A 24,273-nucleotide genomic window follows, 5' to 3' on the forward strand; every position below is an offset into this window, starting at 1 on the left:
TGTTTTAAAACCCCAAGCCACAGAAATTTAAGAGGTATTGTGCTGTGAACATGAACGCAACAATCCTCGGCCAGGCCATCGCGTTTATTCTCTTTGTCTGGTTCTGCATGAAGTATGTATGGCCGCCTTTAATGGCTGCCATCGAAAAACGTCAGAAAGAAATTGCTGACGGTCTGGCTTCCGCAGAACGCGCTAAGAAAGATTTGGACCTTGCACAGGCCAACGCGACAGACCAGCTGAAAAAAGCGAAAGCTGAAGCTCAGGTAATCATTGAACAGGCTAACAAACGCCGTTCTCAGATCCTGGACGAAGCCAAAGCTGAAGCAGAACAGGAACGTACTAAGATCGTGACACAGGCTCAGGCTGAAATTGAAGCTGAGCGTAAACGTGCTCGTGAAGAACTGCGTAAGCAGGTTGCGATTCTGGCTGTTGCTGGCGCCGAGAAGATCATCGAACGTTCCGTGGATGAAGCTGCTAACAGCGACATCGTGGACAAACTTGTCGCTGAACTGTAAGGAGGGAGGGGCTGATGTCTGAATTTGTTACGGTAGCTCGCCCCTACGCCAAAGCAGCTTTTGACTTTGCTGTCGAACACCAAAATGTCGATCGCTGGCAGAATATGCTGGCGTTTGCCGCTGAGGTGACGAAAAACGAACAAATGGCCGAGTTGCTTTCCGGTGCGTTAGCACCTGAAACCCTCGCCGCGTCGTTTATCGCCGTGTGCGGAGAGCAACTGGATGCCAACGGCCAGAACCTGATTAAGGTGATGGCAGAAAATGGTCGTCTCCGTGTGCTCCCGGATGTTCTCGAGCAGTTTGAGCACTTACGTGCCCTTAGTGAAGCTACTGCAGAAGTCGAAGTGACTTCCGCGACTGAACTGAGTGACGAACAGCTTGCGAAAATTACCGCCGCGATGGAAAAACGTCTGTCACGCAAAGTTAAGCTGAATTGCAAAATCGATAAGTCTGTAATGGCAGGCGTAATCATCCGCTCGGGTGATATGGTCATTGATGGCAGCGTACGCGGCCGTCTTGAGCGCCTTGCAGACGTCTTGCAGTCTTAAGGGGACTGGAGCATGCAACTGAATTCCACCGAAATCAGCGAACTGATCAAGCAGCGCATTGCTCAGTTCAGTGTTGTGAGTGAAGCTCACAACGAAGGTACTATTGTTTCTGTAAGTGACGGTGTTATCCGCATCCACGGCCTGGCCGATTGTATGCAGGGTGAGATGATTTCCCTGCCGGGTAACCGTTACGCTATCGCACTGAACCTGGAGCGCGACTCCGTAGGTGCAGTTGTGATGGGTCCATACGCTGACCTCGCCGAAGGCATGAAGGTTAAGTGTACTGGCCGTATTCTGGAAGTGCCGGTTGGCCGTGGCCTGCTGGGTCGCGTTGTTAACACCCTGGGTGCGCCAATCGACGGTAAAGGTCCGGTTGAGCACGATGGCTTCTCCCCAATCGAAGTTATCGCACCGGGCGTTATCGACCGTCAGTCCGTTGATCAGCCAGTGCAGACTGGTTATAAGTCCGTTGACGCCATGATCCCAATCGGTCGTGGTCAGCGTGAACTGATCATCGGTGACCGTCAGACCGGTAAAACCGCGATGGCAATCGACGCCATTATCAACCAGCGTGACTCCGGCATCAAATGTGTGTACGTGGCTATCGGCCAGAAAGCGTCCACCATTTCTAACGTGGTTCGTAAACTGGAAGAGCACGGCGCGCTGTCTAACACCATCGTTGTTGTGGCTACCGCTTCTGAATCTGCTGCACTGCAATACCTGGCGCCATACGCTGGTTGCGCAATGGGCGAATACTTCCGTGACCGCGGTGAAGATGCGCTGATCGTATACGATGACCTGTCTAAACAGGCTGTTGCTTATCGTCAGGTTTCCCTGCTGCTCCGTCGTCCACCAGGACGTGAAGCATTCCCGGGCGACGTATTCTACCTCCACTCTCGTCTGCTGGAGCGTGCTTCCCGCGTTAACGCGGAATACGTCGAGAACTTCACCAAAGGTGAAGTGAAGGGTAAAACAGGTTCTCTGACCGCTCTGCCGATCATTGAAACCCAGGCGGGTGACGTTTCTGCGTTCGTTCCGACCAACGTAATCTCCATTACCGATGGTCAGATCTTCCTGGAAACCAACCTGTTTAACTCCGGTATTCGTCCGGCGGTTAACCCGGGTATCTCCGTATCCCGTGTGGGTGGTGCTGCTCAGACCAAGATCATCAAGAAACTGTCCGGTGGTATCCGTACCGCGCTGGCACAGTATCGTGAACTGGCTGCGTTCTCTCAGTTCGCATCCGATCTGGACGAAGCAACCCGTAAACAGCTGAGCCACGGTCAGAAAGTGACCGAACTGCTGAAGCAGAAACAGTACGCTCCAATGTCTGTTGCTCAGCAGGGCCTGGTACTGTTCGCGGCTGAACGCGGTTACCTCGAAGATGTGGAACTGGCGAAAATCGGTAGCTTCGAAGCCGCTCTGCTGGCTTACGTCGACCGTGATCACGCTCCGCTGATGCAAGAGATCAACCAGACCGGTGGCTATAACGACGAAATCGAAGGCAAGCTGAAAGCTATCCTCGATTCCTTCAAAGCAACCCAATCCTGGTAATCGTCCGGCGGCTTGTCTCAGGGCAAGCCGCCTGGCATTGAGGAGAAGCTCATGGCCGGCGCAAAAGAGATACGTAGTAAGATCGCAAGCGTCCAGAACACGCAAAAGATCACTAAAGCGATGGAGATGGTCGCCGCTTCCAAAATGCGTAAATCGCAGGATCGCATGGCGGCCAGCCGTCCTTATGCAGAGACCATGCGCAAAGTGATTGGTCACCTTGCAAACGGTAATCTGGAATATAAGCACCCTTACCTGGAAGAACGCGACGTTAAGCGCGTGGGCTACCTGGTGGTGTCGACTGACCGTGGTCTGTGTGGCGGCTTGAACATTAACCTGTTCAAAAAACTGCTGGCGGATATGAAAGGCTGGTCTGATAAAGGCGTTCAGTGCGATCTGGCACTGATTGGCTCTAAAGGCGTCTCTTTCTTTAACTCCGTTGGTGGCAACATTGTCGCTCAGGTGACCGGTATGGGTGATAACCCGTCCCTGTCTGAACTGATCGGCCCGGTTAAAGTGATGTTGCAGGCCTACGATGAAGGCCGCCTGGACAGACTGTACGTTGTCAGCAACAAATTCATTAACACCATGTCTCAGGTTCCAACGCTCACTCAGATGCTGCCGTTACCGGCATCAGAAGATGACGAGCTGAAGCAGAAAGCCTGGGATTACCTGTATGAACCCGATCCGAAACCGCTGCTGGATACCCTGCTGCGTCGTTACGTTGAATCTCAGGTTTATCAGGGCGTTGTAGAAAACCTGGCCAGCGAGCAGGCCGCACGAATGGTGGCGATGAAAGCCGCGACCGATAATGGCGGCAGCCTGATTAAAGAGCTGCAGTTGGTTTACAACAAAGCTCGTCAGGCCAGCATTACTCAGGAACTCACCGAGATCGTCTCGGGGGCCGCCGCGGTTTAACCAGGTTTACGAATTACGTAGAGGATTCAAGATGGCTACTGGAAAGATTGTCCAGGTAATCGGCGCCGTGGTGGACGTCGAGTTCCCTCAGGACGCCGTACCACGCGTGTACGACGCGCTTGAGGTACAGAATGGTAACGAGAGCCTGGTGCTGGAAGTTCAGCAGCAGCTCGGCGGCGGTATCGTGCGTACCATCGCGATGGGTTCTTCCGACGGTCTGCGTCGTGGTCTGGAAGTTAAAGACCTTGAGCACCCGATCGAAGTCCCGGTAGGTAAAGCAACACTGGGTCGTATCATGAACGTATTGGGTCAGCCAATCGACATGAAGGGCGACATCGGTGAAGAAGAGCGTTGGGCTATCCACCGCGCGGCACCTTCCTACGAAGAGCTGTCCAGCTCTCAGGAACTGCTGGAAACCGGTATCAAAGTTATCGACCTGATGTGTCCGTTTGCGAAGGGCGGTAAAGTTGGTCTGTTCGGTGGTGCGGGTGTAGGTAAAACCGTAAACATGATGGAGCTGATCCGTAACATCGCGATCGAGCACTCCGGTTACTCCGTGTTTGCGGGTGTAGGTGAACGTACTCGTGAGGGTAACGACTTCTACCACGAAATGACCGACTCCAACGTTCTGGACAAAGTATCCCTGGTTTACGGCCAGATGAACGAGCCACCAGGAAACCGTCTGCGCGTTGCGCTGACTGGCCTGACGATGGCTGAGAAATTCCGTGACGAAGGCCGTGACGTTCTGCTGTTCGTTGATAACATCTATCGTTACACCCTGGCCGGTACGGAAGTATCTGCACTGCTGGGTCGTATGCCTTCAGCGGTAGGCTACCAGCCGACCCTGGCGGAAGAGATGGGTGTTCTTCAGGAACGTATCACCTCTACCAAAACCGGTTCTATCACCTCCGTTCAGGCGGTATACGTACCTGCGGATGACTTGACTGACCCATCTCCAGCAACCACCTTTGCGCACTTAGACGCAACCGTGGTACTGAGCCGTCAGATCGCGTCTCTGGGTATCTACCCGGCCGTTGACCCGCTGGACTCCACCAGCCGTCAGCTGGATCCACTGGTTGTTGGTCAGGAACACTACGACACCGCGCGTGGCGTACAGTCCCTGCTGCAGCGTTACCAGGAACTGAAAGACATCATCGCCATCCTGGGTATGGATGAACTGTCTGAAGAAGACAAACTGGTGGTAGCACGTGCGCGTAAGATCCAGCGCTTCCTGTCCCAGCCGTTCTTCGTTGCGGAAGTATTCACCGGTTCTCCGGGTAAATACGTTTCCCTGAAAGACACCATCCGTGGCTTTAAAGGCATCATGGAAGGCGAATACGATCACCTGCCAGAGCAGGCGTTCTACATGGTTGGTTCCATCGAAGAAGCCGTGGAAAAAGCCAAAAAACTTTAACGCCTTAATCGGAGGGTGATATGGCAATGACTTACCACCTGGACGTCGTCAGCGCAGAGCAACAAATGTTCTCTGGTCTGGTCGAGAAAATCCAGGTAACGGGTAGTGAAGGTGAACTGGGTATTTTCCCGGGTCACGCACCGCTGCTCACCGCCATTAAGCCTGGTATGATCCGCATCGTTAAACAGTTCGGTCACGAAGAGTTTATCTATCTGTCCGGCGGCATTCTTGAAGTGCAGCCAGGCAGTGTGACCGTTCTGGCCGATACCGCTATTCGTGGCCAGGATCTCGACGAAGCGCGAGCCCTGGAATCGAAGCGTAAGGCTGAAGAGCACATTAGCAGCTCTCATGGTGACGTGGATTACGCTCAGGCGTCTGCGGAGCTGGCCAAAGCGATCGCGAAACTGCGCGTTATCGAGTTGACCAAAAAAGCGATGTAACACCGGCTTGAAAAGCACAAAAGCCAGTCTGGATACCAGGCTGGCTTTTTTTTTGATCCTTAATTCATGATGTAAAAGATGTAGAATTTTAGGCATCAAACGTTTTTACTTCTCTCTCAAACTACCGTCAGGATGCGTATGTCAAACAGTGCGATGAGCGTGGTGATCCTTGCCGCAGGCAAAGGTACCCGCATGTATTCCGATCTGCCTAAGGTGCTCCACACGCTGGCAGGAAAGCCAATGGTGAAGCATGTCATTGATGCAGCGAATGAACTGGGCGCCCGTCAGGTCCACCTTGTCTACGGCCACGGTGGCGATCTGCTTAAAAAGACGCTGGGCGATGACAAGCTCAACTGGGTGCTTCAGGCCGAACAGCTGGGCACAGGCCATGCGATGCAGCAGGCCGCCCCTTTCTTTGCGGATGACGAAGACATCCTGATGCTCTACGGCGATGTTCCGCTGATCTCCGTTGAAACGCTGACTCGCCTGCGTGCTGCCAAACCACAGGGCGGCATTGGTTTGTTGACCGTCGTGCTGGACGATCCAAGCGGTTATGGCCGTATCACCCGTGAAAACGGCAACGTCACGGGTATTGTTGAGCATAAAGATGCCAGCGACGAACAGCGTCAGATTCAGGAGATCAACACCGGTATCCTGATTGCCAATGGCGCGGACATGAAGCGCTGGCTATCGCAGCTCAACAACAACAACGCGCAGGGTGAGTACTACATCACCGACATCATTGCGATGGCGTACCAGGAAGGACGTGAGATTGCGGCGGTTCATCCGGCGCGTATTAGCGAAACCGAAGGGGTGAATAACCGTCTTCAGCTTTCCCGCCTGGAGCGCGTGTATCAGTCAGAACAGGCCGAAAAACTGCTGCTGGCGGGCGTGATGCTGCGCGATCCGGCGCGTTTCGATCTGCGCGGCACCGTGTCTCACGGGCGCGACGTTGAGATCGATACTAACGTTATCCTTGAAGGCAACGTTACGCTGGGTAACCGCGTCAAAATTGGCGCCGGCTGCGTGATTAAAAACAGCGTCATCGGTGACGACTGCGAAATCAGCCCGTACAGCGTGGTGGAAGATGCCCGTCTGGATGCCGCCTGTACCATCGGCCCGTTTGCGCGTCTGCGCCCGGGTGCTGAGCTGCTGGAAGGCGCGCACGTGGGCAACTTCGTGGAAATGAAAAAAGCGCGTCTGGGTAAAGGCTCGAAAGCCGGTCATCTGACCTATCTGGGCGATGCGGAAATTGGCGACAACGTGAACATTGGCGCAGGCACCATTACCTGCAACTATGACGGTGCCAACAAGTTTAAAACCATCATCGGTGATGATGTGTTTGTCGGTTCCGATACACAGCTGGTGGCACCGGTTACCGTGGGTAACGGGGTAACGATTGCAGCCGGAACAACCGTTACGCGCGATATCGCCGATAACGAGCTGGTATTAAGCCGTGTGCCGCAGGTACACAAGCAGGGCTGGAAACGCCCGGTGAAGAAGAAGTAACAACAATATACGCCCCTCACCCTGACCCTCTCCCCATAGGGGAGAGGGGAATTGAACGGTGCGGTGTTTTTCTCCCTCGCCCCTTTGGGGAGAGGGTCGGGGTGAGGGGATAACATAATCCTCCCCCCACAGGCAGTACCCATAAAAATAACCCCACTCTCTACAAGGCTCGGGGCGCCCGGAAAGGGCAAATACAGGTCAGCGACAACGCAGGCATCATGCCTAAATTCGGAATCTAAAATATGTGTGGAATTGTTGGCGCAGTTGCGCAGCGTGATATTGCTGAAATCCTTCTCGAAGGTTTACGTCGTCTGGAATACCGTGGTTACGACTCTGCCGGTCTGGCTGTCGTGGATGCAGAAGGGCACATGACCCGCCTGCGTCGCCTCGGTAAAGTGCAGATGCTGGCTCAGGCCGCGGAAGAACATCCGCTGCACGGTGGTACCGGTATCGCGCACACCCGTTGGGCGACGCACGGCGAACCGTCTGAAGGTAACGCGCACCCGCATGTGTCTGAACACATTGTGGTGGTGCACAACGGCATTATCGAAAACCACGAACCGCTGCGCGAAGAACTGAAAGCGCGCGGCTATACCTTCGTCTCTGAAACTGACACCGAAGTGATTGCTCACCTGGTGCACTGGGAGCTGGCACAGGGCGGTACGCTGCGTGATGCGGTGCTGCGCGCTATCCCTCAGCTGCGCGGTGCGTACGGTACGGTGATCATGGACTCACGCGATCCATCCACGCTGCTGGCAGCGCGTTCCGGTAGCCCGATGGTTATCGGTCTGGGCATGGGTGAAAACTTTATCGCCTCCGATCAGCTGGCACTCCTGCCGGTCACCCGTCGCTTTATCTTCCTGGAAGAGGGGGATATTGCGGAAGTGACTCGCCGCAGCGTGACCGTCTTCGACACCAAAGGCGAGCAGGTGAAGCGCCAGGAGATCGAATCGAATCTGCAGTACGACGCGGGCGACAAAGGCGCTTACCGTCACTACATGCAGAAAGAGATCTACGAGCAGCCAAACGCCATCAAAAACACCCTGACCGGGCGCATCAGCCACGGTGAAGTTGATCTGAGCGAGCTGGGCGCAAACGCGAACGAACTGCTCGGCAAGGTCGAGCATATTCAGATCGTGGCCTGCGGCACCTCCTACAACTCCGGTATGGTCTCTCGCTACTGGTTTGAATCCCTGGCGGGCGTGCCGTGCGACGTGGAAATCGCGTCTGAGTTCCGCTATCGCAAGTCTGCGGTGCGTCGCAACAGCCTGATGATCACACTTTCTCAGTCCGGCGAAACGGCGGATACGCTGGCAGCGCTGCGTCTGTCTAAAGAACTGGGTTACCTGGGCTCGCTGGCCATCTGTAACGTCCCTGGCTCATCTCTGGTGCGTGAATCCGATCTGGCGCTGATGACGAAAGCGGGCACCGAAATCGGCGTAGCTTCCACCAAAGCGTTTACCACTCAGCTGACCGTTCTGCTGATGCTGGTGGCGAAGCTGGCGCGTCTGAAAGGCGAAGATGCTTCCGTTGAGCATGACATTGTTCACGGCCTGCAGGCGCTGCCGAGCCGTATTGAGCAGATGCTGTCTCAGGACAAACGCATTGAAGCGCTGGCGGAAGATTTCGCTGACAAACATCACGCTCTGTTCCTGGGGCGTGGCGATCAATATCCAATTGCGCTGGAAGGCGCGCTGAAGCTGAAAGAGATCTCCTACATCCACGCAGAAGCCTACGCGGCAGGCGAGCTGAAACACGGCCCGCTGGCGCTGATTGACGCGGATATGCCGGTCATCGTTGTGGCACCGAACAACGAACTGCTGGAAAAACTGAAGTCTAACATCGAAGAAGTTCGCGCCCGCGGCGGCGTTCTGTACGTCTTCGCCGACAAAGATGCCGGTTTTGTCAGCAACGACAACATGCACATCATTGAGATGCCGCACGTGGAAGAGGTGATTGCACCGATCTTCTACACCGTTCCGCTGCAGCTGCTGGCCTATCACGTGGCGCTGATCAAAGGCACCGACGTTGACCAGCCGCGTAACCTGGCGAAATCCGTTACCGTAGAATAATCCTTCCAGGCTCCACTATCAGGTGGAGCCTTTTTTAATGACAATCTGTCATTTTCAGCTATTTTTTCAGTGTCACATAAAGAAAATATTACTGAAACCCTGCTGCCATGTTTCAACTTAAATCATTGATAAATATATATAGTTTCCTTTTTCTTTAAGTGAAATTTTCATTGTCATAAAACTGTCATAATTCGTACATTTATCTGTCACCTGTTTGTCCTATTTTGCTCATCGTAGCCACTTAAACAATGATTTACGAAATCCTTGCAGGAGACATTATGAAAGTTATGCGTACCACTGTCGCAACTGTTGTCGCCGCGACCTTATCTCTGAGCGCTTTCTCTGCTTTTGCAGCGGCAAGCCTGACTGGCGCTGGTGCAACCTTCCCTGCGCCGGTGTATGCCAAATGGGCGGATACCTACCAGAAGGAAACCGGTAATAAGGTTAACTATCAGGGTATCGGCTCCTCCGGTGGCGTAAAACAAATTACCGCGAATACCGTTGATTTCGGCGCATCAGACGCTCCGCTGTCTGACGAGAAACTGAATCAGGAAGGCCTGTTCCAGTTCCCAACCGTGATCGGCGGTGTTGTGCTGGCTGTTAACATCCCAGGCCTGAAATCAGGCGAGCTGGTGCTGGACGGCAAAACCCTGGGCGATATCTACCTGGGTAAAATTAAAAAATGGGATGACGAAGCGATCGCTAAACTCAACCCAGGCCTGAAGCTGCCTTCACAGAATATCGCCGTGGTTCGCCGCGCGGATGGTTCCGGTACCTCTTTCGTCTTCACAAGCTACCTGGCGAAAGTGAACGAAGAGTGGAAATCTAAAGTCGGTTCCGGCTCTACCGTTAACTGGCCAACCGGTCTGGGCGGAAAAGGTAACGACGGTATCGCCGCGTTCGTACAGCGTCTGCCTGGCTCTATCGGCTACGTAGAGTACGCCTACGCTAAGCAGAACAACCTGGCTTACACCAAACTGGTTTCTGCTGACGGCAAACCGGTAAGCCCGACCGAAGAGAACTTCGCTAACGCCGCGAAAGGCGCTGACTGGAGCAAATCCTTTGCGCAGGATCTGACTAACCAGAAAGGCGAAGGCGCGTGGCCAATCACCTCCACGACCTTCATCCTGGTTCACAAAGAGCAGAAGAAACCTGAGCAGGGCGCTGAGGTGCTGAAGTTCTTCGACTGGGCATACAAAAACGGCGGCAAGCAGGCTAACGATCTGGATTACGCCAGCCTGCCGGACAGCGTGGTTGAGCAGGTCCGTGCTGCATGGAAAACCAACGTGAAAGACAGCAGCGGTAAAGCGCTGTACTAACAGGATATTTTTGACGAAGATGGCGGGTGGCGCTCACGCTTACCCGCCCTACGGTTCATCCTGTAGGCCCGGTAAGCGCCAGCGCCACCGGGCATATTCGTAAGACGTTTCATAAAGAAGAGTAATTTATGGCTGCAACCAAGCCTGCATTTAACCCTCCGGGTAAAAAAGGTGACATGATTTTCGGCGCGCTGGTCAAACTGGCTGCGCTGATTGTGCTATTGCTGCTGGGCGGCATTATCGTGTCTCTGATTTTCTCCTCCTGGCCGAGCATTCAGAAATTCGGTTTCTCCTTCCTGTGGACCAAAGAGTGGGACGCGCCGAACGACATCTACGGTGCGCTGGTGCCGATTTACGGTACGCTGGTGACCTCGTTCATCGCCCTGCTGATTGCGGTTCCGGTAAGCTTCGGTATTGCGCTGTTCCTGACGGAACTGGCGCCGGGCTGGCTGCGTCGCCCGCTGGGTATTGCCATTGAACTGCTGGCAGCCATCCCAAGTATCGTATACGGCATGTGGGGTCTGTTTATCTTTGCGCCGCTGTTTGCCACGTACTTCCAGGAACCGGTGGGTAATGTTCTCTCAGCCGTTCCGTTTGTGGGAGCCCTGTTCTCTGGCCCGGCATTCGGTATCGGTATTCTGGCGGCAGGGGTGATCCTCGCCATTATGATTATTCCGTACATTGCGGCGGTGATGCGCGATGTTTTCGAACAAACCCCGGTGATGATGAAAGAGTCGGCCTACGGCATCGGCTGTACCACCTGGGAAGTTATCTGGCGCATTGTCCTTCCGTTCACCAAAAATGGGGTGATCGGTGGCGTGATGCTGGGCTTAGGTCGCGCGCTGGGTGAAACCATGGCAGTCACCTTTATCATCGGTAACACCTATCAGCTCGACAGCGCCTCACTCTATATGCCGGGTAACAGCATTACTTCCGCGCTGGCGAACGAGTTTGCCGAAGCGGAATCCGGGCTGCACGTCGCAGCGCTGATGGAACTGGGCCTGATTCTGTTCGTTATCACCTTCATTGTTCTGGCGATTTCCAAGCTGATGATCCTGCGTCTCGCGAAAAATGAGGGGGCACGCTGATGGCAACTCTCGAAATGCAAAGCACCGCACAGCTTGCGGAATCCCGCCGCAAAATGCAGGCGAAGCGTCGTTTCAAAAACCGCATTGCGCTGACGCTCTCCATGGCAACGATGGCATTCGGCCTGTTCTGGCTGATCTGGATCCTGATGTCCACCATCACCCGTGGTATTGATGGCATGTCTCTGGCGCTGTTCACCGAGATGACGCCGCCGCCAAATACGGCGGGTGGTGGTCTGGCAAACGCCCTGGCGGGCAGTGGCCTGCTGATCCTGTGGGCGACGGTCTTCGGTACGCCGCTGGGCATTATGGCCGGTATCTATCTGGCGGAGTACGGGCGTAAATCCTGGCTGGCAGAGGTGATTCGCTTCATTAACGACATCCTGCTTTCCGCTCCGTCGATTGTCGTGGGCCTGTTTGTTTACACCATCGTGGTTGCGCAAATGGAACACTTCTCCGGCTGGGCAGGCGTGATTGCGCTGGCGCTGCTGCAGGTGCCTATCGTCATTCGTACCACCGAAAACATGCTGAAACTGGTGCCGGACAGCCTGCGTGAAGCGGCTTACGCGCTGGGTACGCCGAAATGGAAAATGATTTCTGCGATTACGCTGAAAGCGTCGGTCTCCGGGATCATGACAGGTATTCTGCTGGCTATCGCCCGTATCGCCGGTGAAACGGCACCGCTGCTGTTTACTGCCCTCTCCAACCAGTTCTGGAGTACGGACATGATGCAGCCGATCGCCAACCTGCCGGTGACGATCTTTAAATTTGCGATGAGTCCATTCGCGGAATGGCAGCAGCTGGCCTGGGCCGGGGTGCTGATCATCACCCTTTGCGTACTGTTGCTGAACATTCTGGCGCGCGTCATTTTCGCGAAGAAGAAACACGGTTAATTTTTTACGGCGCGGCAGATCGCGGCGCCGAATGAGGAAATGAGTCAATGAGTATGGTTGATACTGCCCCGGGTAAGATTCAGGTTCGTGATTTGAACTTCTACTACGGCAAATTCCATGCCCTGAAGAATATCAACCTGGATATTGCGAAGAACCAGGTCACGGCATTCATCGGTCCGTCCGGCTGCGGTAAATCCACGCTGCTGCGTACCTTTAACAAAATGTATTCGCTCTATCCGGAGCAGCGCGCTGAAGGTGAAATTATCCTGGATGGCGAAAACATTCTTACCCAGGCCCAGGATATCGCCCTGCTGCGCGCCAAAGTGGGGATGGTGTTCCAGAAACCAACGCCGTTCCCGATGTCCATCTATGACAACATCGCGTTTGGCGTTCGCCTGTTTGAGAAGCTCTCCCGTGCCGATATGGACGAGCGCGTGCAGTGGGCATTGACCAAGGCCGCATTATGGAACGAAACCAAAGATAAGTTGCACCAGAGCGGGTACTCTCTCTCCGGTGGTCAGCAGCAGCGTCTGTGTATTGCGCGTGGTATCGCCATTCGTCCGGAAGTATTGCTGCTGGATGAGCCGTGCTCGGCGCTGGACCCGATCTCAACCGGTCGTATTGAAGAGCTGATCACCGAGCTGAAGCAGGATTACACCGTGGTTATCGTGACCCATAACATGCAGCAGGCTGCACGTTGTTCCGATCACACGGCGTTTATGTACCTGGGTGAGCTGATTGAGTTCAGCGATACGGATGCGCTGTTCACCCGGCCCGCGAAGAAACAAACTGAAGATTATATTACTGGCCGCTACGGTTGATTTGCCTTAGTGCATGTGGAGAAACCATGGACAACCTCAATCTTAATAAACACATTTCCGGCCAGTTCAACGCAGAGCTGGAAAGCATCCGCACGCAGGTAATGACCATGGGTGGCATGGTCGAGCAGCAGCTTTCTGATGCGATTACGGCGATGCACAACCAGGATAGCGAGCTGGCGAAGCGCGTCATTGAAGGCGACAAAAACGTCAACATGATGGAAGTTGCCATCGACGAGGCCTGCGTGCGCATTATCGCGAAACGTCAGCCGACGGCGAGCGACCTGCGTCTGGTGATGGCGATCATCAAAACCATCGCCGAGCTGGAGCGTATTGGTGACGTGGCGGATAAAATCTGCCGCACCGCGCTGGAGAAATTCTCTCAGCAGCACCAGCCGCTGCTGGTGAGTCTGGAATCGCTCGGTCGTCACACCGTGCAGATGCTGCACGACGTGCTGGATGCGTTCGCGCGCATGGATCTGGACGAAGCGGTGCGTATCTACCGTGAAGACAAAAAGGTCGACCAGGAGTATGAGGGCATCGTCCGTCAGCTGATGACCTACATGATGGAAGATTCACGGACGATCCCAAGCGTGCTAACTGCCCTGTTCTGCGCGCGCTCTATCGAGCGTATCGGCGACCGCTGCCAGAACATTTGCGAATACATTTTCTACTTCGTTAAAGGTCAGGACTTCCGCCATGTGGGCGGCGACGAGCTGGACAAGCTGCTGGCGGGTAAAGATCCGAAAGAGTGATTTTACCCTCACCCTAACCCTCTCCCTGTGGGAGAGGGCCGGGGTGAGGGGAAAACTCAGCGAGTAATATCCCATCCGCGCGCCTTCCACAGTTCCGGCAACTGCGCCAGATCGGTAAAGGTCGTTACTTTTGGATGATCGATCGGCCTGTTGTGCGGATCGGCACAGAAGTAAAACACCTCCATCCCCGCATCAATCCCCGACTGCGCGCCCGCAGACGAGTCATCCACCAGAATACAGTTCTTCACGTTGACGTTCATCGCGTTTGCCGCATGGAACATCAGCGCCGGATCTGGCTTCCAGCGCTGGATATCGTAGCCGCTGAACAGTTTTTCCGGGAAATGGTGCAGCATCTCAAGCTTGCCGAGCGAGTGCTGCATTTTGCTGACCGGGCCGTTGGAGACCACACAGATCGGCACCGTCATCGCATCCAGCAGCGCGTTTGCACCTGCAATGACCTCCAGCTCAGAATCGAACAGGCGTGCGACCTCGGCGCGGTACACCGGTTCCAGATCCGCTTTTGCCAGACTGACACCGTGTTCTTTGTTAATGATGTCGATAATCTCGTAGAGCTTTACGCCCTTAAAGCGTTTGAACACCTCTTCGAGTTCCAGCGTAATGCCAAATTCCTGGAACATGGTGACATACGCGCGGGAACAAATGACCTCACTGTCGACCAGCGTACCGTCGCAGTCGAAAAATACCGCTTCAATTCCGGACATGCCTTTCCCTTTTAACAAGTTTAACGTTTTCGTACGGCAGTTCGCCGGGACGCAATCGTTGCCGTATAAGCAAAATCAATGAAAAAAGTATCACGTAACCGCCACTATTGTCGCATTTTGGTATAGGATAGCGACGAATTTTCCCTCCTTGTTCGGAAATTGATGATGAGTCAACAACACACTACCCAGACATCTGGTCAGGGTCTGCTTGAGCGCGTGTTTAAACTGCGCGAGCACGGCACAACGGCACGCACCGAAGTGATCGCAGGTTTCACCACCTTCCTGACGATGGTCTATATCGTTTTTGTGAACCCGCAAATTTTGGGCGTCGCTGGCATGGACACCAGCGCCGTCTTTGTAACCACCTGTCTGATTGCGGCGCTTGGCAGCATCCTGATGGGCGTGTTCGCTAACCTGCCGGTTGCGCTGGCACCGGCAATGGGCCTGAATGCGTTCTTCGCCTTCGTGGTGGTTCAGGCGATGGGTCTGCCGTGGCAGGTTGGCATGGGTGCCATCTTCTGGGGCGCTATTGGCCTGCTGCTGCTGACCATTTTCCGCGTGCGTTACTGGATGATTGCGAACATTCCGGTGAGCCTGCGCGTGGGTATCACCAGCGGTATCGGTCTGTTCATCGGCATGATGGGGCTGAAAAACGCCGGTGTGATCGTGGCGAACCCTGAAACGCTGGTAAGCATTGGCAATCTGACCTCTCATAACGTGCTGCTGGGCGTGCTGGGCTTCTTTATCATCGCGATCCTGGCCTCCCGCAACATTCATGCGGCGGTGCTGGTGTCCATCGTGGTGACCACCCTGCTGGGCTGGATGCTGGGCGACGTTCACTATAACGGTATCGTCTCTGCGCCTCCGAGCGTCTCTACCGTGATTGGCCATGTTGATCTGGCGGGCTCCCTGAACCTGGGCCTGGCGGGTGTGATCTTCTCCTTCATGCTGGTCAACCTGTTTGACTCCTCCGGTACGCTGATTGGCGTGACCGACAAAGCGGGTCTGGCGGACGAGAAAGGCAAATTCCCGCGCATGAAGCAGGCGCTGTATGTGGATAGTATCTCTTCCGTGGCGGGTTCTTTCATTGGCACCTCGTCTGTTACCGCTTACATTGAATCCTCTTCCGGCGTCTCCGTGGGCGGCCGTACCGGCCTGACGGCGGTGGTGGTAGGTATCCTGTTCCTGCTGGTGATTTTCCTCTCTCCGCTGGCGGGTATGGTTCCACCGTATGCGGCAGCCGGCGCACTGATTTACGTGGGTGTGCTGATGACGTCGAGTCTGGCGCGCGTGAAGTGGGAAGATTTAACCGAAGCGGTGCCGGCCTTTATTACCGCCGTGATGATGCCGTTCAGCTTCTCTATCACCGAAGGTATCGCGCTGGGCTTTATCTCTTACTGCGTAATGAAGATCGGTACCGGCCGCTTCCGCGACCTCAGCCCATGCGTGATTGTCGTGGCGCTGCTGTTTGTGCTGAAGATTGTGTTTATCGACGCCAAATAAACAGCAAGCCCTTTTCTTCGAAAAGGGCTTTAGTGTTTGTTCCCTCTCCCACAGGGAGAGGGCCAGGGTGAGGGCATCAAGCCGCAGTGATCTTACGCCTTCACCCGCTTGATATAATCCCCAAACGCCGTGAGCTGTCCAGAGAGATGATCACGTGTGCTCTGATCCACCACTTCACCCGTTTGCGGGTCGACCTTGTTCTGAATCACACCGCCCATAAATTCCGGTTTGTTCATCACCATCGCATCGAGGAACACCAGGATCTGGCGCAGATGGTACTGGCAGCGCGCGCCGCCAATCGCGCCCATTGAGCTGGTCTGGATCAGCACCGGTTTGCCGGACAGCGGCTGCTCCGGTAAACGAGACAGCCAGTCGATGGCGTTCTTCAGGCCACCCGGAACCGAGTAGTTATACTCCGGCGTGACAATGACCACGCCGTCGGCCTGGCGAATTTGCTCTGCCAGTGCCTCAACGCTCTGCGGGAACCCTTCTTCCTGCTGGACATCTGCATCATAAAGCGGGATATCGCCAATAGATGGCAGGGCGCTAATTTCCATACCTGCCGGGGCCAGCTGCGGCAGCGTGCGGGCAACCATTCCGTTAAATGAACCTTTGCGCAGGCTTCCCAGTAACGTAACTACTTTCAACGTATCAGACATGATTACTCCTGTTTCATCATGATGACCCTGATTGGATCAGCTATGGGTAAATGCTTTTTCTGCCGGTAAACTGGTTAAACGCATCAGGCGTGCGGCGGGCTCGTTGGCGCGCTCGGGCACATCCGGAAGGCTACTCCATCCCTCTTTGCTGTCAAATTCCCAAATCTTTAGCCGTTCGATGGCAGGGCTGACTGCAACAGACCATATCAACACATCTTCTGCATCGCTGAGCGCCTCTACAAGCGTGGCTTTAGCGGCACGCAGGCGTCCGGAGCCCGGCAACAATTGCAACAGGCTGGCATCGTCTGAAGCGCATCCGCAGAGCTTGCGAATGCTCTGGCGCAGGGTGATGAGCTGGGCACGGGCTTCAACAGGATCGTTCTGGTTGCGTACCCACAGCTTTTCATTGCTGGAAAGCGGGTAGTCATCGTGCGGGCTTGCGCCATGAAACCCCCGCGTCGCACGCTGAAGTTCCATATCCAGCCCGCAATCGCCTTCGGTGGTCAGCGCCACGCCAATGATATTCCCCGTATAGGCAATAGAAAAACGGGGGAGTTCCGGGTCGGCAAAGACCGGTCGGCCTTCTGGTTGCGTGACGATCTCGGGCAGTTCGCTGGTGCCGTACAGCATAAACAGCAGTTCTGCGAGAAGCGCTCTGGAGGCTAAAAACCGCGTCCTGCGGTGTTCGGGGAGTTTGAGTGCCTCACTGTGACAGGCTGAAGAGAGTCTTGCCGATACGAGACGTCCTTCTGTAAGTATCCCTCTTGCAAAGTGCGTTGCCATTTTTCGCTCCTTGATAATGGTCGTAATCGGTTAAACGGTTACATGATTATCGCTTAACTTGACTCCTGTTTTAATCAGTAAATAGGAGTAAAAGAAGCCTGAGGGCCGAACTTTACATTTTCTTAGGCAAAAATTGGATCGCTGCCACCGTACAACGCCTTGATGGTCTCCCGCAGCCAGAGAATTTTCGGATTATGGCTGTTCCGTTTATGCCAGATTAGCGTGAAGGGAACGGTCAGCTTTTCAGCCTGCGCTTCGTCAATGGGAATAGGAAGCGCGATCAGCTTCCGCTGGTGGAGTTCATTGTAGTGGCGACAGTAGTGGGGAGCCGTGGCGATATAGTTATGGCCGGGCTGTGCCGCCATAAACATCGACTGCTCAAAGCCCGGCAAACACATGGCAATGTTTCTCTCCCGCCCCATCTCTTTTAGCACCTCATCCAGCGCCCAGGTGTCGCTCCGTTCCCAGAAGATACTGATATGGGGATAGCGCAGGAAGGTCTCCAGATTCCACTCCTCCTGCAGAGCGGGATGGTCCTCGCGCAAATAGACGCATGGGCGGTCGCTAAACAGGATTTCGTAGTCGATAAACCACGGCATCAGCTTCAGCAGTTCACGCGAACGCGGGTGCGTTTCACGACCGGTGAAGCCAACGTCCACTTCCCCGCGCGTAATGGCGTCCAGTGAGTCGTAATCCCAGTGACGCACCTTCACCGTCGCCTGCGGATAACGCTGATTGACCTGCTCCAGCAGGGTGTTAAAGCGGATGAGCATCAGCGGCGTTTCGGCGGCCAGCACAAACGTTAGCCCGCCTGGCGAATCATGGTGGAATTTGTCGAGGATCTGGTTGCCGATTTGCATCCAGTCGGCCAGATCCTGCTCCAGGCTGACCGTCAGAGGGGTGGGCAGCAGCCCTAACGGCGTTTTGACAAACAGCGGGTCGTCAAACCAGTCGCGCAGCTTGGCCAGCGATTTGCTCACCGCCGATGGCGTCACGTTCATCCGCTTCGCAGCTTTGGTGACGCTGCGCTCCTGCAGCAAAAGCTGCAGGCAAAGCAACAGGTTAAGATCGAGACTGCTGATGGGCTTCTTCATAGTGTGCCGCGGGCCGGATGACCATAAGTAAGGTGATGCAGACCATGCTACAGGCAATCAGAATCCCGATCAGCATATTGAGCGCGTTAAGTCCGATGACTGCCGCCAGCCATATCCACAGAGACGAGCCGCAGACCTGTGCGATCCCCAGCACCGAGCTTGCCACGCCTGCCCGCAGCGAGAACGGGCCGAGCGCCTGGCTCATCGCCACGCCAAAGCCAACCGAGAACCCGGCACAGATGAGGGTAATGCCCACCAGCATCACCGCATGTGAGCTGGTGGTCGCCAGGATCGCGCCTGCGGCGAGGAATAAAACCTGTGAGGTCAGCATCAATGTACGTTGGCTGAAAACATTTAGCGCAAACGGCGTCGAAAACGAAACGGCCATACTAACCATCGCGGTTAATGCCATCACCGTTGAATACTCACCGCGATCGAAACCCATGGTCTCCATCAGCAACACCGGGGAAACGTTTACATACGTCAGGATCACCGCCACGCTTAAGGTCGTCACAGCCAGACGGCTGAGGAAAAAGCGGTTGAGAAGCTTCTCTGCCGGATGAATGGTCGCGGTATGGCTGGAATTCTGCGAGCCCGGGTGGGTCTCTTTCAGCACTGCGATCGACAGGATAAACACCAGCGTGCCCATGGCCGCCATGGTCCAGAACAGGCTCTGCCACGGGAATTTCAGCATGATCAGATAGCCCACGACCGGAGCCAGCACCGGGATGATGCAGGTAATGCCGTTCAGCATCGAAAGCACTTTAGCGCGGCGCTGGGCGCTTAAGGTGTCGCGCAAAATCGCAAACGCCACCACGTAACAGCCGCCGGCACCAATGCCCTGGATGAACCGTCCTGCCAGGAACACGGTGCTGTTCTGCGCCTGTGAGCAGAGAAGAGAGGCCAGGGCAAAGATGATGGCACCGGTAATCGCGACGGGCTGACGGCCTGCCTTATCCGCAATTTTCCCGGCAAAGACCATCGATGACGCCATCCCCGCGAGGTAGGCCGAAAACGCGATGTGCAGCTGCGCTTCGCTGGCGCCCAGATCGCGTGCGATGTGCGGTAATCCCACCAGATACATATCAATGCCGGACGGATAAAGAAGAACTAATGCGAAACTACAAAACAGAAAACGCGCCATAAACCCCCCATAGATGCAGGCATGCAGGATAGGGGGTGAAAAGGAATTAGGCGAGTTGCCATTTGGACAATGGTGATTTCCTGAGAGGAAATCACCATTGATTAGCGGGAACTATTTACCAATACAGAAGCTCGAGAAGATCCTTCCCAGCAGATCGTCCGACGTAAACTCCCCGGTGATCTCGCTCAGATTCTGCTGCGCCAGACGCAGCTCTTCCGCCAGCAGCTCGCCCGCCCACGCGCCGATCAGCTGCGCTTTCCCCTGAACAAGGTGGTTCGCCGCCTCTTCCAGCGCCTGCAGGTGACGACGACGCGCCAGGAAGCCGCCTTCCATGCTGGTATCAAAACCCATGCTCTGCTTGAGATGGTTACGCAGGTCGTCCACGCCTTCACCCGTACGCGCCGACAGGCGAATCAGTGAGTGACCATTCACATCGCTGATACCTAGCGTTTCGCCGGTAACATCTGCTTTGTTACGCACCACGGTGATCGGCAGTTTGGCTGGCAGACGGGCGATAAAGTCCGGCCAGATCTCCGCCGGGTCAACGGCGTCGGTCGTGGTGCCGTCGACCATAAACAGTACGCGGTCGGCCTGCTCGATCTCCTGCCAGGCGCGTTCGATACCGATGCGTTCCACTTCATCGCTGGCATCGCGCAGGCCCGCGGTATCAATGATATGCAGCGGCATCCCGTCGATGTGGATATGCTCGCGCAGCACGTCGCGGGTGGTGCCGGCAATGTCGGTCACGATCGCCGCTTCACGGCCCGCCAGGGCGTTCAACAGGCTCGATTTCCCGGCGTTAGGGCGACCAGCAATGACCACCTTCATCCCTTCACGCAGCAAGCTGCCCTGGCGCGCTTCGGCACGCACGGCGTCGAGATCGTTCATCACCTGGTTGAGCTGGGCTTCGATTTTACCGTCAGAGAGGAAGTCGATTTCCTCGTCCGGGAAATCGATAGCCGCCTCCACGTAGATCCTGAGGTGAGTAAGTGCTTCCACAAGATGATTTACGCGTGCGGAGAATGCCCCCTGCAGCGAGTTAAGCGCGGAGCGTGCCGCCTGTTCCGAACTGGCGTCGATCAGGTCTGCAATCGCTTCTGCTTGCGCCAGGTCGAGCTTGTCGTTGAGGAAAGCACGTTCGGAGAACTCGCCCGGCTTCGCAATGCGCAGGCCTGGCAGGGTCAGAATACGTTTTAACAGCAGGTCGAGGATAACCGGGCCACCGTGGCCCTGCAGCTCCAGCACGTCTTCGCCGGTGAAGGAGTTCGGGCCGGGGAACCACAGCGCAATGCCCTGGTCCAGCGGCGTGCCGTCCGCATCTTTAAACGGCAGGTAATCAGCGTAGCGCGGCTTTGGCAGTTTACCCAGCACCGCTTCGGCCACCTCGCGCGCCTTCAGGCCGGAGATACGCAGAATGCCTACACCACCGCGTCCCGGTGGGGTTGCCTGGGCGACGATAGTGTCGTTATGGCTCATGGTTGGTCTCGTTCAATACAAATAAAAAAGGCGGTCAATCGACCGCCCTTATTTTAGCGTTAACTTACCGAATCAGGACTTTTTCTTTTCGCGGCTATGCAGGCCACGTTTTTCCAGACCACGGTAAATCAGCTGCTGCTGGATGATGGTCACCAGGTTGCTGACGATATAGTACAGCACCAGACCTGACGGGAACCACAGGAAGAACACGGTGAAGATGACCGGCATAAAGGTCATGATCTTCTGCTGCATCGGGTCGGTCACGGTGGTCGGCGACATCTTCTGGATGAAGAACATCGTCACGCCCATCAGGATCGGCAGGATGTAGTACGGGTCCTGTGCGGACAGGTCATGGATCCACAGGGCGAACGGCGCGTGGCGCAGCTCAACGGAACCCATCAGCATGTAGTACAGCGCAAGGAAGATTGGCATCTGAATCAGCAGCGGGAAGCAACCACCCAACGGGTTCACTTTCTCTGCTTTATACAGGGCCATCATTTCCTGGCTCTGACGCTGTTTGTCATCGCCCAGACGCTCACGCATCGCCTGAATCTTCGGCTGCAGCATGCGCATCTTCGCCATGGAGGTGTACTGCGCTTTGGTCAGCGGGTACATGATGCCACGAACGATGAAGGTGATAACGATGATGGAGAAGCCCCAGTTACCCAGGAAGCTGTGGATGAACTTCAGCAGCTTAAACAGCGGCTGAGAGATGAACCACAACCAGCCGTAATCCACGGTCAGATCCAGGTGCGGCGCGACGGCTGCCATTTTGTCCTGGATTTCCGGGCCGACCCACAGGGTGCTTGCCAGCTTACCGGTTTGACCCGGCTGAACCAGAACCGGCTGTGATTTATAGCCGATGGCTGCAATACCGTTGCCCAGGTTCGCGGTGTAGAAGTTATTGGTACCGTCGTTATTTGGGATCCATGCCGTTGCGAAATACTGTTGCAGCATTGCTACCCAACCGCCTTTGGAGCTGACGTTCAGGTTTTCGTTATCGGCAATGGTGTCGAATTTGTATTTCTCGTACTTCGCGTCAGGCGTGGAGTACGCCGCGCCACGGAAGGTATGCAGCGCAAAGTTGCTGCTTCCGGTGTCACGGTGAGAAGGCAGATTGATGGACTGCTTCAGCTGACCGAAGGTAGACAGTTCCAGCGGTTTCGCACCGGCGTTCTGTACGCTGTAGCCCACGTTCACCGCATACTCACCGCGTTTCAGAGTGAAGGTTTTGGTGAAGGTGTTGCCTGCCGCGTCGGTGTAGGTCATCGGGATAACGAGTTCGTTCTGGCCGTCAGCCAGCACAAAGGTGTCGTTGTCGACGTTATACAGTGGACGCGCGCCGTTAGCCGGGTTATCCGGGCCATCACGACCGGTCAGGCCGCTCTGCGCCTGATACAGGAACTCCGGTGTGGTTTCCAGTAACTGGAACGGTTCGTTAGACTTCAGCTCTTTCGGGTAGGTCAACAGCAGCGCCTGCTCAACATCACCACCACGGGTGTTGATAGTCAGCTCAAGCACATCGGTCTTAACCGTAATCTGTTTCCCCTGGCCACTGGCCGGTACGCCCTGGTCGGCGGCGCTACCCGCTGCGGTGGTCGTAGTCTGCGTGGTCTGCTGCTGGGGTTGAGGATTTTTATCCTGCTCCCATGCCTGCCAGATCATGAAAGACACGAACAACAAAGCGATGATAAGAAGATTGCGTTGCGAATCCATCGTTAGTGTTCTCTGGTATCAAAAGGTCCTGGGGGGACGGGGTCGTCTCCACCGGGGTGTAAAGGGTGGCATTTTAATACGCGTTTCACCGTCAACCAACTGCCTTTTATCACTCCAAACCTGCGCAATGCCTCAATTCCGTAGCTTGAGCATGTTGGTGTGAAACGGCAGTGCGGCCCGAGTAGCGGACTAATCAGGCGTTGATAGACCCGAATAAGGGCTATCAGGACCCGTGAGCCAGGCGACAGTGGCGGCGCCATAATTTTTCCAACGCTTCCGAGAGAGCACGGTTATCGAGGTCGGCAACCCCCTTTTTAGCCACCACCACGAAATCCATAGAAGGCAGTTCGTGCTGACGTAAACGGAAGCTTTCACGCGTCAGACGTTTAATCCGGTTGCGTTCATGCGCACGCTTAACGTTTTTCTTAGCGACTGTGAGACCGATGCGGGGATGCCCCAGCGAATTTTGGCGGCCGAGGATGGTGATTTGCGGCGTGCCAGCCCGTTGTGGCTGCTGGAAGACGAAAGTGAAATGAGTGGGAGTTAACAAACGTAACTCCCTGGGAAATGCTAGCTTAACCACTCAGGGGTTAGCTTTATTACTTGGAAACGGTCAGACGAGCGCGGCCTTTAGCACGACGACGTGCCAGAACCTGACGACCATTTTTAGTAGCCATACGAGCACGGAAGCCGTGAGAACGGTTGCGCTTCAGTACAGACGGTTGAAAAGTGCGTTTCATGGCGATTTCTACCTAAACTTGAAAAAATTCATGACTTTTGCGGATGCCCGACCGAGTTTCGAATGACGGACGCCGAAGCCGTGGGTGATTAAAGAGGCCGGATTGTAATAATTGTACACTCCGGAGTCAATTCTCTTTCCTTATTTCCCGCGTATTTCCGCACGATTTCGCGTGGAAAATGAGCAGCGGACGACGCAGGAAGATGAGCATCACGCGCCGGGTCGAGGATTATACGGCCTCGCCAACAAAGCGCAAGGATCGTCCCGGATCTTCGTTAGATCATTTAAGCAATAAATTGTCGTTGCTCATTAAATTTTCCAATATGCGGGCTAAATCGCGGGGCACTCGCGCCAGGATCGTTTACACTTACCCGGTTTCGGATCTTCCTGTGGATAAATCGGGAAGAATCTGTGAGAAACAGAAGATCTCTGTCTCAGTTTACGCTATGATCCGCGGTCCTGATCGGGATCCCAGGATCCTGGTCAGGATAAATTGCAGATAGCAATTCGCACGTCCCCCTTTACACAGGGTCATGTCGATGTGCGCCAACAATCATGAATATTCAATAGTTTTCTTTTATTGTTCGAGTGGAGTCCGCC

General features: G+C 55.0%; 24 protein-coding genes. 14 read left to right on the forward strand and 10 right to left on the reverse strand.

The window, feature by feature from the left end:
* Nucleotides 1–44: 44 nt before the first annotated feature.
* The 13 genes from atpF to phoU all read left to right on the forward strand — a co-directional run bounded on the left by atpF (nt 45) and on the right by phoU (nt 13,837).
* Nucleotides 45–515, forward strand: coding sequence for a F0F1 ATP synthase subunit B (gene atpF, locus ACR42C_RS22945; RefSeq protein ID WP_003862370.1), 471 nt, complete (start codon nt 45–47; stop codon nt 513–515).
* Between the two features lie 14 nt (nt 516–529).
* Nucleotides 530–1,063, forward strand: coding sequence for a F0F1 ATP synthase subunit delta (gene atpH / locus ACR42C_RS22950; protein WP_003862369.1), 534 nt, complete (start codon nt 530–532; stop codon nt 1,061–1,063).
* A gap of 12 nt (nt 1,064–1,075) precedes the next feature.
* Nucleotides 1,076–2,617 (forward strand): F0F1 ATP synthase subunit alpha, encoded by a 1,542-nt coding sequence (gene atpA, locus ACR42C_RS22955; RefSeq protein WP_006808751.1) that lies wholly within the window; start codon nt 1,076–1,078, stop codon nt 2,615–2,617.
* A gap of 51 nt (nt 2,618–2,668) precedes the next feature.
* The gene (gene atpG, locus ACR42C_RS22960; protein WP_003862364.1) at nt 2,669–3,532 is read left to right on the forward strand and encodes a F0F1 ATP synthase subunit gamma; all 864 of its coding nucleotides are present in this window, start codon (nt 2,669–2,671) and stop codon (nt 3,530–3,532) included.
* A gap of 31 nt (nt 3,533–3,563) precedes the next feature.
* The gene (gene atpD / locus ACR42C_RS22965) at nt 3,564–4,946 is read left to right on the forward strand and encodes a F0F1 ATP synthase subunit beta (RefSeq protein WP_003862362.1); all 1,383 of its coding nucleotides are present in this window, start codon (nt 3,564–3,566) and stop codon (nt 4,944–4,946) included.
* 20 nt (nt 4,947–4,966) lie between these two features.
* Nucleotides 4,967–5,386 (forward strand): F0F1 ATP synthase subunit epsilon, encoded by a 420-nt coding sequence (locus ACR42C_RS22970; protein WP_006177560.1) that lies wholly within the window; start codon nt 4,967–4,969, stop codon nt 5,384–5,386.
* Nucleotides 5,387–5,524: 138 nt separating this feature from the next.
* A complete protein-coding gene (gene glmU / locus ACR42C_RS22975; RefSeq protein WP_316380812.1) occupies nt 5,525–6,895 on the forward strand; it encodes a bifunctional UDP-N-acetylglucosamine diphosphorylase/glucosamine-1-phosphate N-acetyltransferase GlmU in 1,371 nt (456 codons plus the stop codon).
* Nucleotides 6,896–7,137: 242 nt separating this feature from the next.
* Nucleotides 7,138–8,967 carry a glutamine--fructose-6-phosphate transaminase (isomerizing) gene (glmS, locus tag ACR42C_RS22980; RefSeq protein ID WP_233003449.1) on the forward strand — a complete coding sequence of 610 codons (1,830 nt, stop codon included), beginning with the start codon at nt 7,138–7,140 and terminating at the stop codon, nt 8,965–8,967.
* Between the two features lie 278 nt (nt 8,968–9,245).
* Nucleotides 9,246–10,286, forward strand: coding sequence for a phosphate ABC transporter substrate-binding protein PstS (pstS, locus tag ACR42C_RS22985; protein WP_302219500.1), 1,041 nt, complete (start codon nt 9,246–9,248; stop codon nt 10,284–10,286).
* A 128-nt stretch (nt 10,287–10,414) separates the two neighbouring features.
* Nucleotides 10,415–11,374 (forward strand): phosphate ABC transporter permease PstC, encoded by a 960-nt coding sequence (pstC, locus tag ACR42C_RS22990; protein WP_028014924.1) that lies wholly within the window; start codon nt 10,415–10,417, stop codon nt 11,372–11,374.
* Nucleotides 11,374–12,264: a phosphate ABC transporter permease PstA gene (gene pstA, locus ACR42C_RS22995; protein ID WP_014881893.1), complete on the forward strand. Its 891-nt coding sequence runs from the start codon at nt 11,374–11,376 to the stop codon at nt 12,262–12,264. The genes pstC and pstA overlap by 1 nt, the downstream gene beginning before the upstream one ends.
* 47 nt (nt 12,265–12,311) lie before the next feature.
* Complete coding sequence (gene pstB / locus ACR42C_RS23000; protein WP_010426574.1) at nt 12,312–13,085, forward strand: phosphate ABC transporter ATP-binding protein PstB; 774 nt, start codon at nt 12,312–12,314, stop codon at nt 13,083–13,085.
* A gap of 26 nt (nt 13,086–13,111) precedes the next feature.
* On the forward strand, nt 13,112–13,837 hold the full coding sequence (phoU, locus tag ACR42C_RS23005; RefSeq protein WP_008500182.1) for a phosphate signaling complex protein PhoU: 726 nt from the start codon (nt 13,112–13,114) through the stop codon (nt 13,835–13,837).
* A gap of 56 nt (nt 13,838–13,893) precedes the next feature.
* On the opposite strand, the gene yieH is transcribed toward phoU, so the two are convergent.
* Nucleotides 13,894–14,559, reverse strand: coding sequence for a 6-phosphogluconate phosphatase (yieH, locus tag ACR42C_RS23010; RefSeq protein ID WP_474483392.1), 666 nt, complete (start codon nt 14,557–14,559; stop codon nt 13,894–13,896).
* Nucleotides 14,560–14,724: 165 nt separating this feature from the next.
* On the opposite strand from yieH, the gene adeP reads away from it, so the two are divergent.
* Nucleotides 14,725–16,062 (forward strand): adenine permease AdeP, encoded by a 1,338-nt coding sequence (adeP, locus tag ACR42C_RS23015; protein WP_163330067.1) that lies wholly within the window; start codon nt 14,725–14,727, stop codon nt 16,060–16,062.
* A 92-nt stretch (nt 16,063–16,154) separates the two neighbouring features.
* On the opposite strand, the gene ACR42C_RS23020 is transcribed toward adeP, so the two are convergent.
* From ACR42C_RS23020 to rpmH, 9 genes are all read right to left on the reverse strand, one after another.
* Nucleotides 16,155–16,721, reverse strand: a complete 567-nt coding sequence (locus tag ACR42C_RS23020; protein ID WP_014833835.1) for an NADPH-dependent FMN reductase — start codon at nt 16,719–16,721, stop codon at nt 16,155–16,157.
* A 36-nt stretch (nt 16,722–16,757) separates the two neighbouring features.
* Nucleotides 16,758–17,504, reverse strand: a complete 747-nt coding sequence (locus ACR42C_RS23025; RefSeq protein WP_116343661.1) for a 4'-phosphopantetheinyl transferase family protein — start codon at nt 17,502–17,504, stop codon at nt 16,758–16,760.
* A gap of 122 nt (nt 17,505–17,626) precedes the next feature.
* Entirely contained in the window at nt 17,627–18,598 is a 972-nt protein-coding gene (gene yidZ, locus ACR42C_RS23030) for an HTH-type transcriptional regulator YidZ (protein WP_116343660.1), read from the reverse strand.
* Complete coding sequence (locus tag ACR42C_RS23035; protein WP_163329965.1) at nt 18,567–19,742, reverse strand: MFS transporter; 1,176 nt, start codon at nt 19,740–19,742, stop codon at nt 18,567–18,569. Before ACR42C_RS23035 ends, yidZ begins: the two co-directional genes overlap by 32 nt.
* A 111-nt stretch (nt 19,743–19,853) precedes the next feature.
* On the reverse strand, nt 19,854–21,218 hold the full coding sequence (gene mnmE, locus ACR42C_RS23040; RefSeq protein ID WP_116343658.1) for a tRNA uridine-5-carboxymethylaminomethyl(34) synthesis GTPase MnmE: 1,365 nt from the start codon (nt 21,216–21,218) through the stop codon (nt 19,854–19,856).
* Nucleotides 21,219–21,290: 72 nt separating this feature from the next.
* Nucleotides 21,291–22,934 (reverse strand): membrane protein insertase YidC, encoded by a 1,644-nt coding sequence (yidC, locus tag ACR42C_RS23045; RefSeq protein ID WP_116343657.1) that lies wholly within the window; start codon nt 22,932–22,934, stop codon nt 21,291–21,293.
* A gap of 2 nt (nt 22,935–22,936) precedes the next feature.
* Nucleotides 22,937–23,194, reverse strand: a complete 258-nt coding sequence (yidD, locus tag ACR42C_RS23050) for a membrane protein insertion efficiency factor YidD (RefSeq protein ID WP_001307474.1) — start codon at nt 23,192–23,194, stop codon at nt 22,937–22,939.
* Entirely contained in the window at nt 23,158–23,517 is a 360-nt protein-coding gene (rnpA, locus tag ACR42C_RS23055; RefSeq protein WP_014072458.1) for a ribonuclease P protein component, read from the reverse strand. The genes yidD and rnpA overlap by 37 nt, the downstream gene beginning before the upstream one ends.
* A gap of 16 nt (nt 23,518–23,533) precedes the next feature.
* Nucleotides 23,534–23,674: a 50S ribosomal protein L34 gene (gene rpmH, locus ACR42C_RS23060; protein ID WP_000831330.1), complete on the reverse strand. Its 141-nt coding sequence runs from the start codon at nt 23,672–23,674 to the stop codon at nt 23,534–23,536.
* Nucleotides 23,675–24,273: the final 599 nt, after the last annotated feature.

It is taken from the genome of Enterobacter sp. MG-EB028 (assembly GCF_056673305.1).

What these genes read in the sequence shown, in the direction of transcription:
- atpH (WP_003862369.1), top strand. Translation starts at nt 530, where the DNA reads ATGTCTGAATTTGTTACGGTAGCTCGCCCCTACGCCAAAGCAGCTTTT.
- atpA (WP_006808751.1), top strand. Translation starts at nt 1,076, where the DNA reads ATGCAACTGAATTCCACCGAAATCAGCGAACTGATCAAGCAGCGCATT.
- atpG (WP_003862364.1), top strand. Translation starts at nt 2,669, where the DNA reads ATGGCCGGCGCAAAAGAGATACGTAGTAAGATCGCAAGCGTCCAGAAC.
- atpD (WP_003862362.1), top strand. Translation starts at nt 3,564, where the DNA reads ATGGCTACTGGAAAGATTGTCCAGGTAATCGGCGCCGTGGTGGACGTC.
- ACR42C_RS22970 (WP_006177560.1), top strand. Translation starts at nt 4,967, where the DNA reads ATGGCAATGACTTACCACCTGGACGTCGTCAGCGCAGAGCAACAAATG.
- glmU (WP_316380812.1), top strand. Translation starts at nt 5,525, where the DNA reads ATGTCAAACAGTGCGATGAGCGTGGTGATCCTTGCCGCAGGCAAAGGT.
- glmS (WP_233003449.1), top strand. Translation starts at nt 7,138, where the DNA reads ATGTGTGGAATTGTTGGCGCAGTTGCGCAGCGTGATATTGCTGAAATC.
- pstS (WP_302219500.1), top strand. Translation starts at nt 9,246, where the DNA reads ATGAAAGTTATGCGTACCACTGTCGCAACTGTTGTCGCCGCGACCTTA.
- pstC (WP_028014924.1), top strand. Translation starts at nt 10,415, where the DNA reads ATGGCTGCAACCAAGCCTGCATTTAACCCTCCGGGTAAAAAAGGTGAC.
- pstA (WP_014881893.1), top strand. Translation starts at nt 11,374, where the DNA reads ATGGCAACTCTCGAAATGCAAAGCACCGCACAGCTTGCGGAATCCCGC.
- pstB (WP_010426574.1), top strand. Translation starts at nt 12,312, where the DNA reads ATGAGTATGGTTGATACTGCCCCGGGTAAGATTCAGGTTCGTGATTTG.
- phoU (WP_008500182.1), top strand. Translation starts at nt 13,112, where the DNA reads ATGGACAACCTCAATCTTAATAAACACATTTCCGGCCAGTTCAACGCA.
- yieH (WP_474483392.1), bottom strand. Translation starts at nt 14,559, where the DNA reads ATGTCCGGAATTGAAGCGGTATTTTTCGACTGCGACGGTACGCTGGTC.
- adeP (WP_163330067.1), top strand. Translation starts at nt 14,725, where the DNA reads ATGAGTCAACAACACACTACCCAGACATCTGGTCAGGGTCTGCTTGAG.
- ACR42C_RS23020 (WP_014833835.1), bottom strand. Translation starts at nt 16,721, where the DNA reads ATGTCTGATACGTTGAAAGTAGTTACGTTACTGGGAAGCCTGCGCAAA.
- ACR42C_RS23025 (WP_116343661.1), bottom strand. Translation starts at nt 17,504, where the DNA reads ATGGCAACGCACTTTGCAAGAGGGATACTTACAGAAGGACGTCTCGTA.
- yidZ (WP_116343660.1), bottom strand. Translation starts at nt 18,598, where the DNA reads ATGAAGAAGCCCATCAGCAGTCTCGATCTTAACCTGTTGCTTTGCCTG.
- ACR42C_RS23035 (WP_163329965.1), bottom strand. Translation starts at nt 19,742, where the DNA reads ATGGCGCGTTTTCTGTTTTGTAGTTTCGCATTAGTTCTTCTTTATCCG.
- mnmE (WP_116343658.1), bottom strand. Translation starts at nt 21,218, where the DNA reads ATGAGCCATAACGACACTATCGTCGCCCAGGCAACCCCACCGGGACGC.
- yidC (WP_116343657.1), bottom strand. Translation starts at nt 22,934, where the DNA reads ATGGATTCGCAACGCAATCTTCTTATCATCGCTTTGTTGTTCGTGTCT.
- yidD (WP_001307474.1), bottom strand. Translation starts at nt 23,194, where the DNA reads ATGGCGCCGCCACTGTCGCCTGGCTCACGGGTCCTGATAGCCCTTATT.
- rpmH (WP_000831330.1), bottom strand. Translation starts at nt 23,674, where the DNA reads ATGAAACGCACTTTTCAACCGTCTGTACTGAAGCGCAACCGTTCTCAC.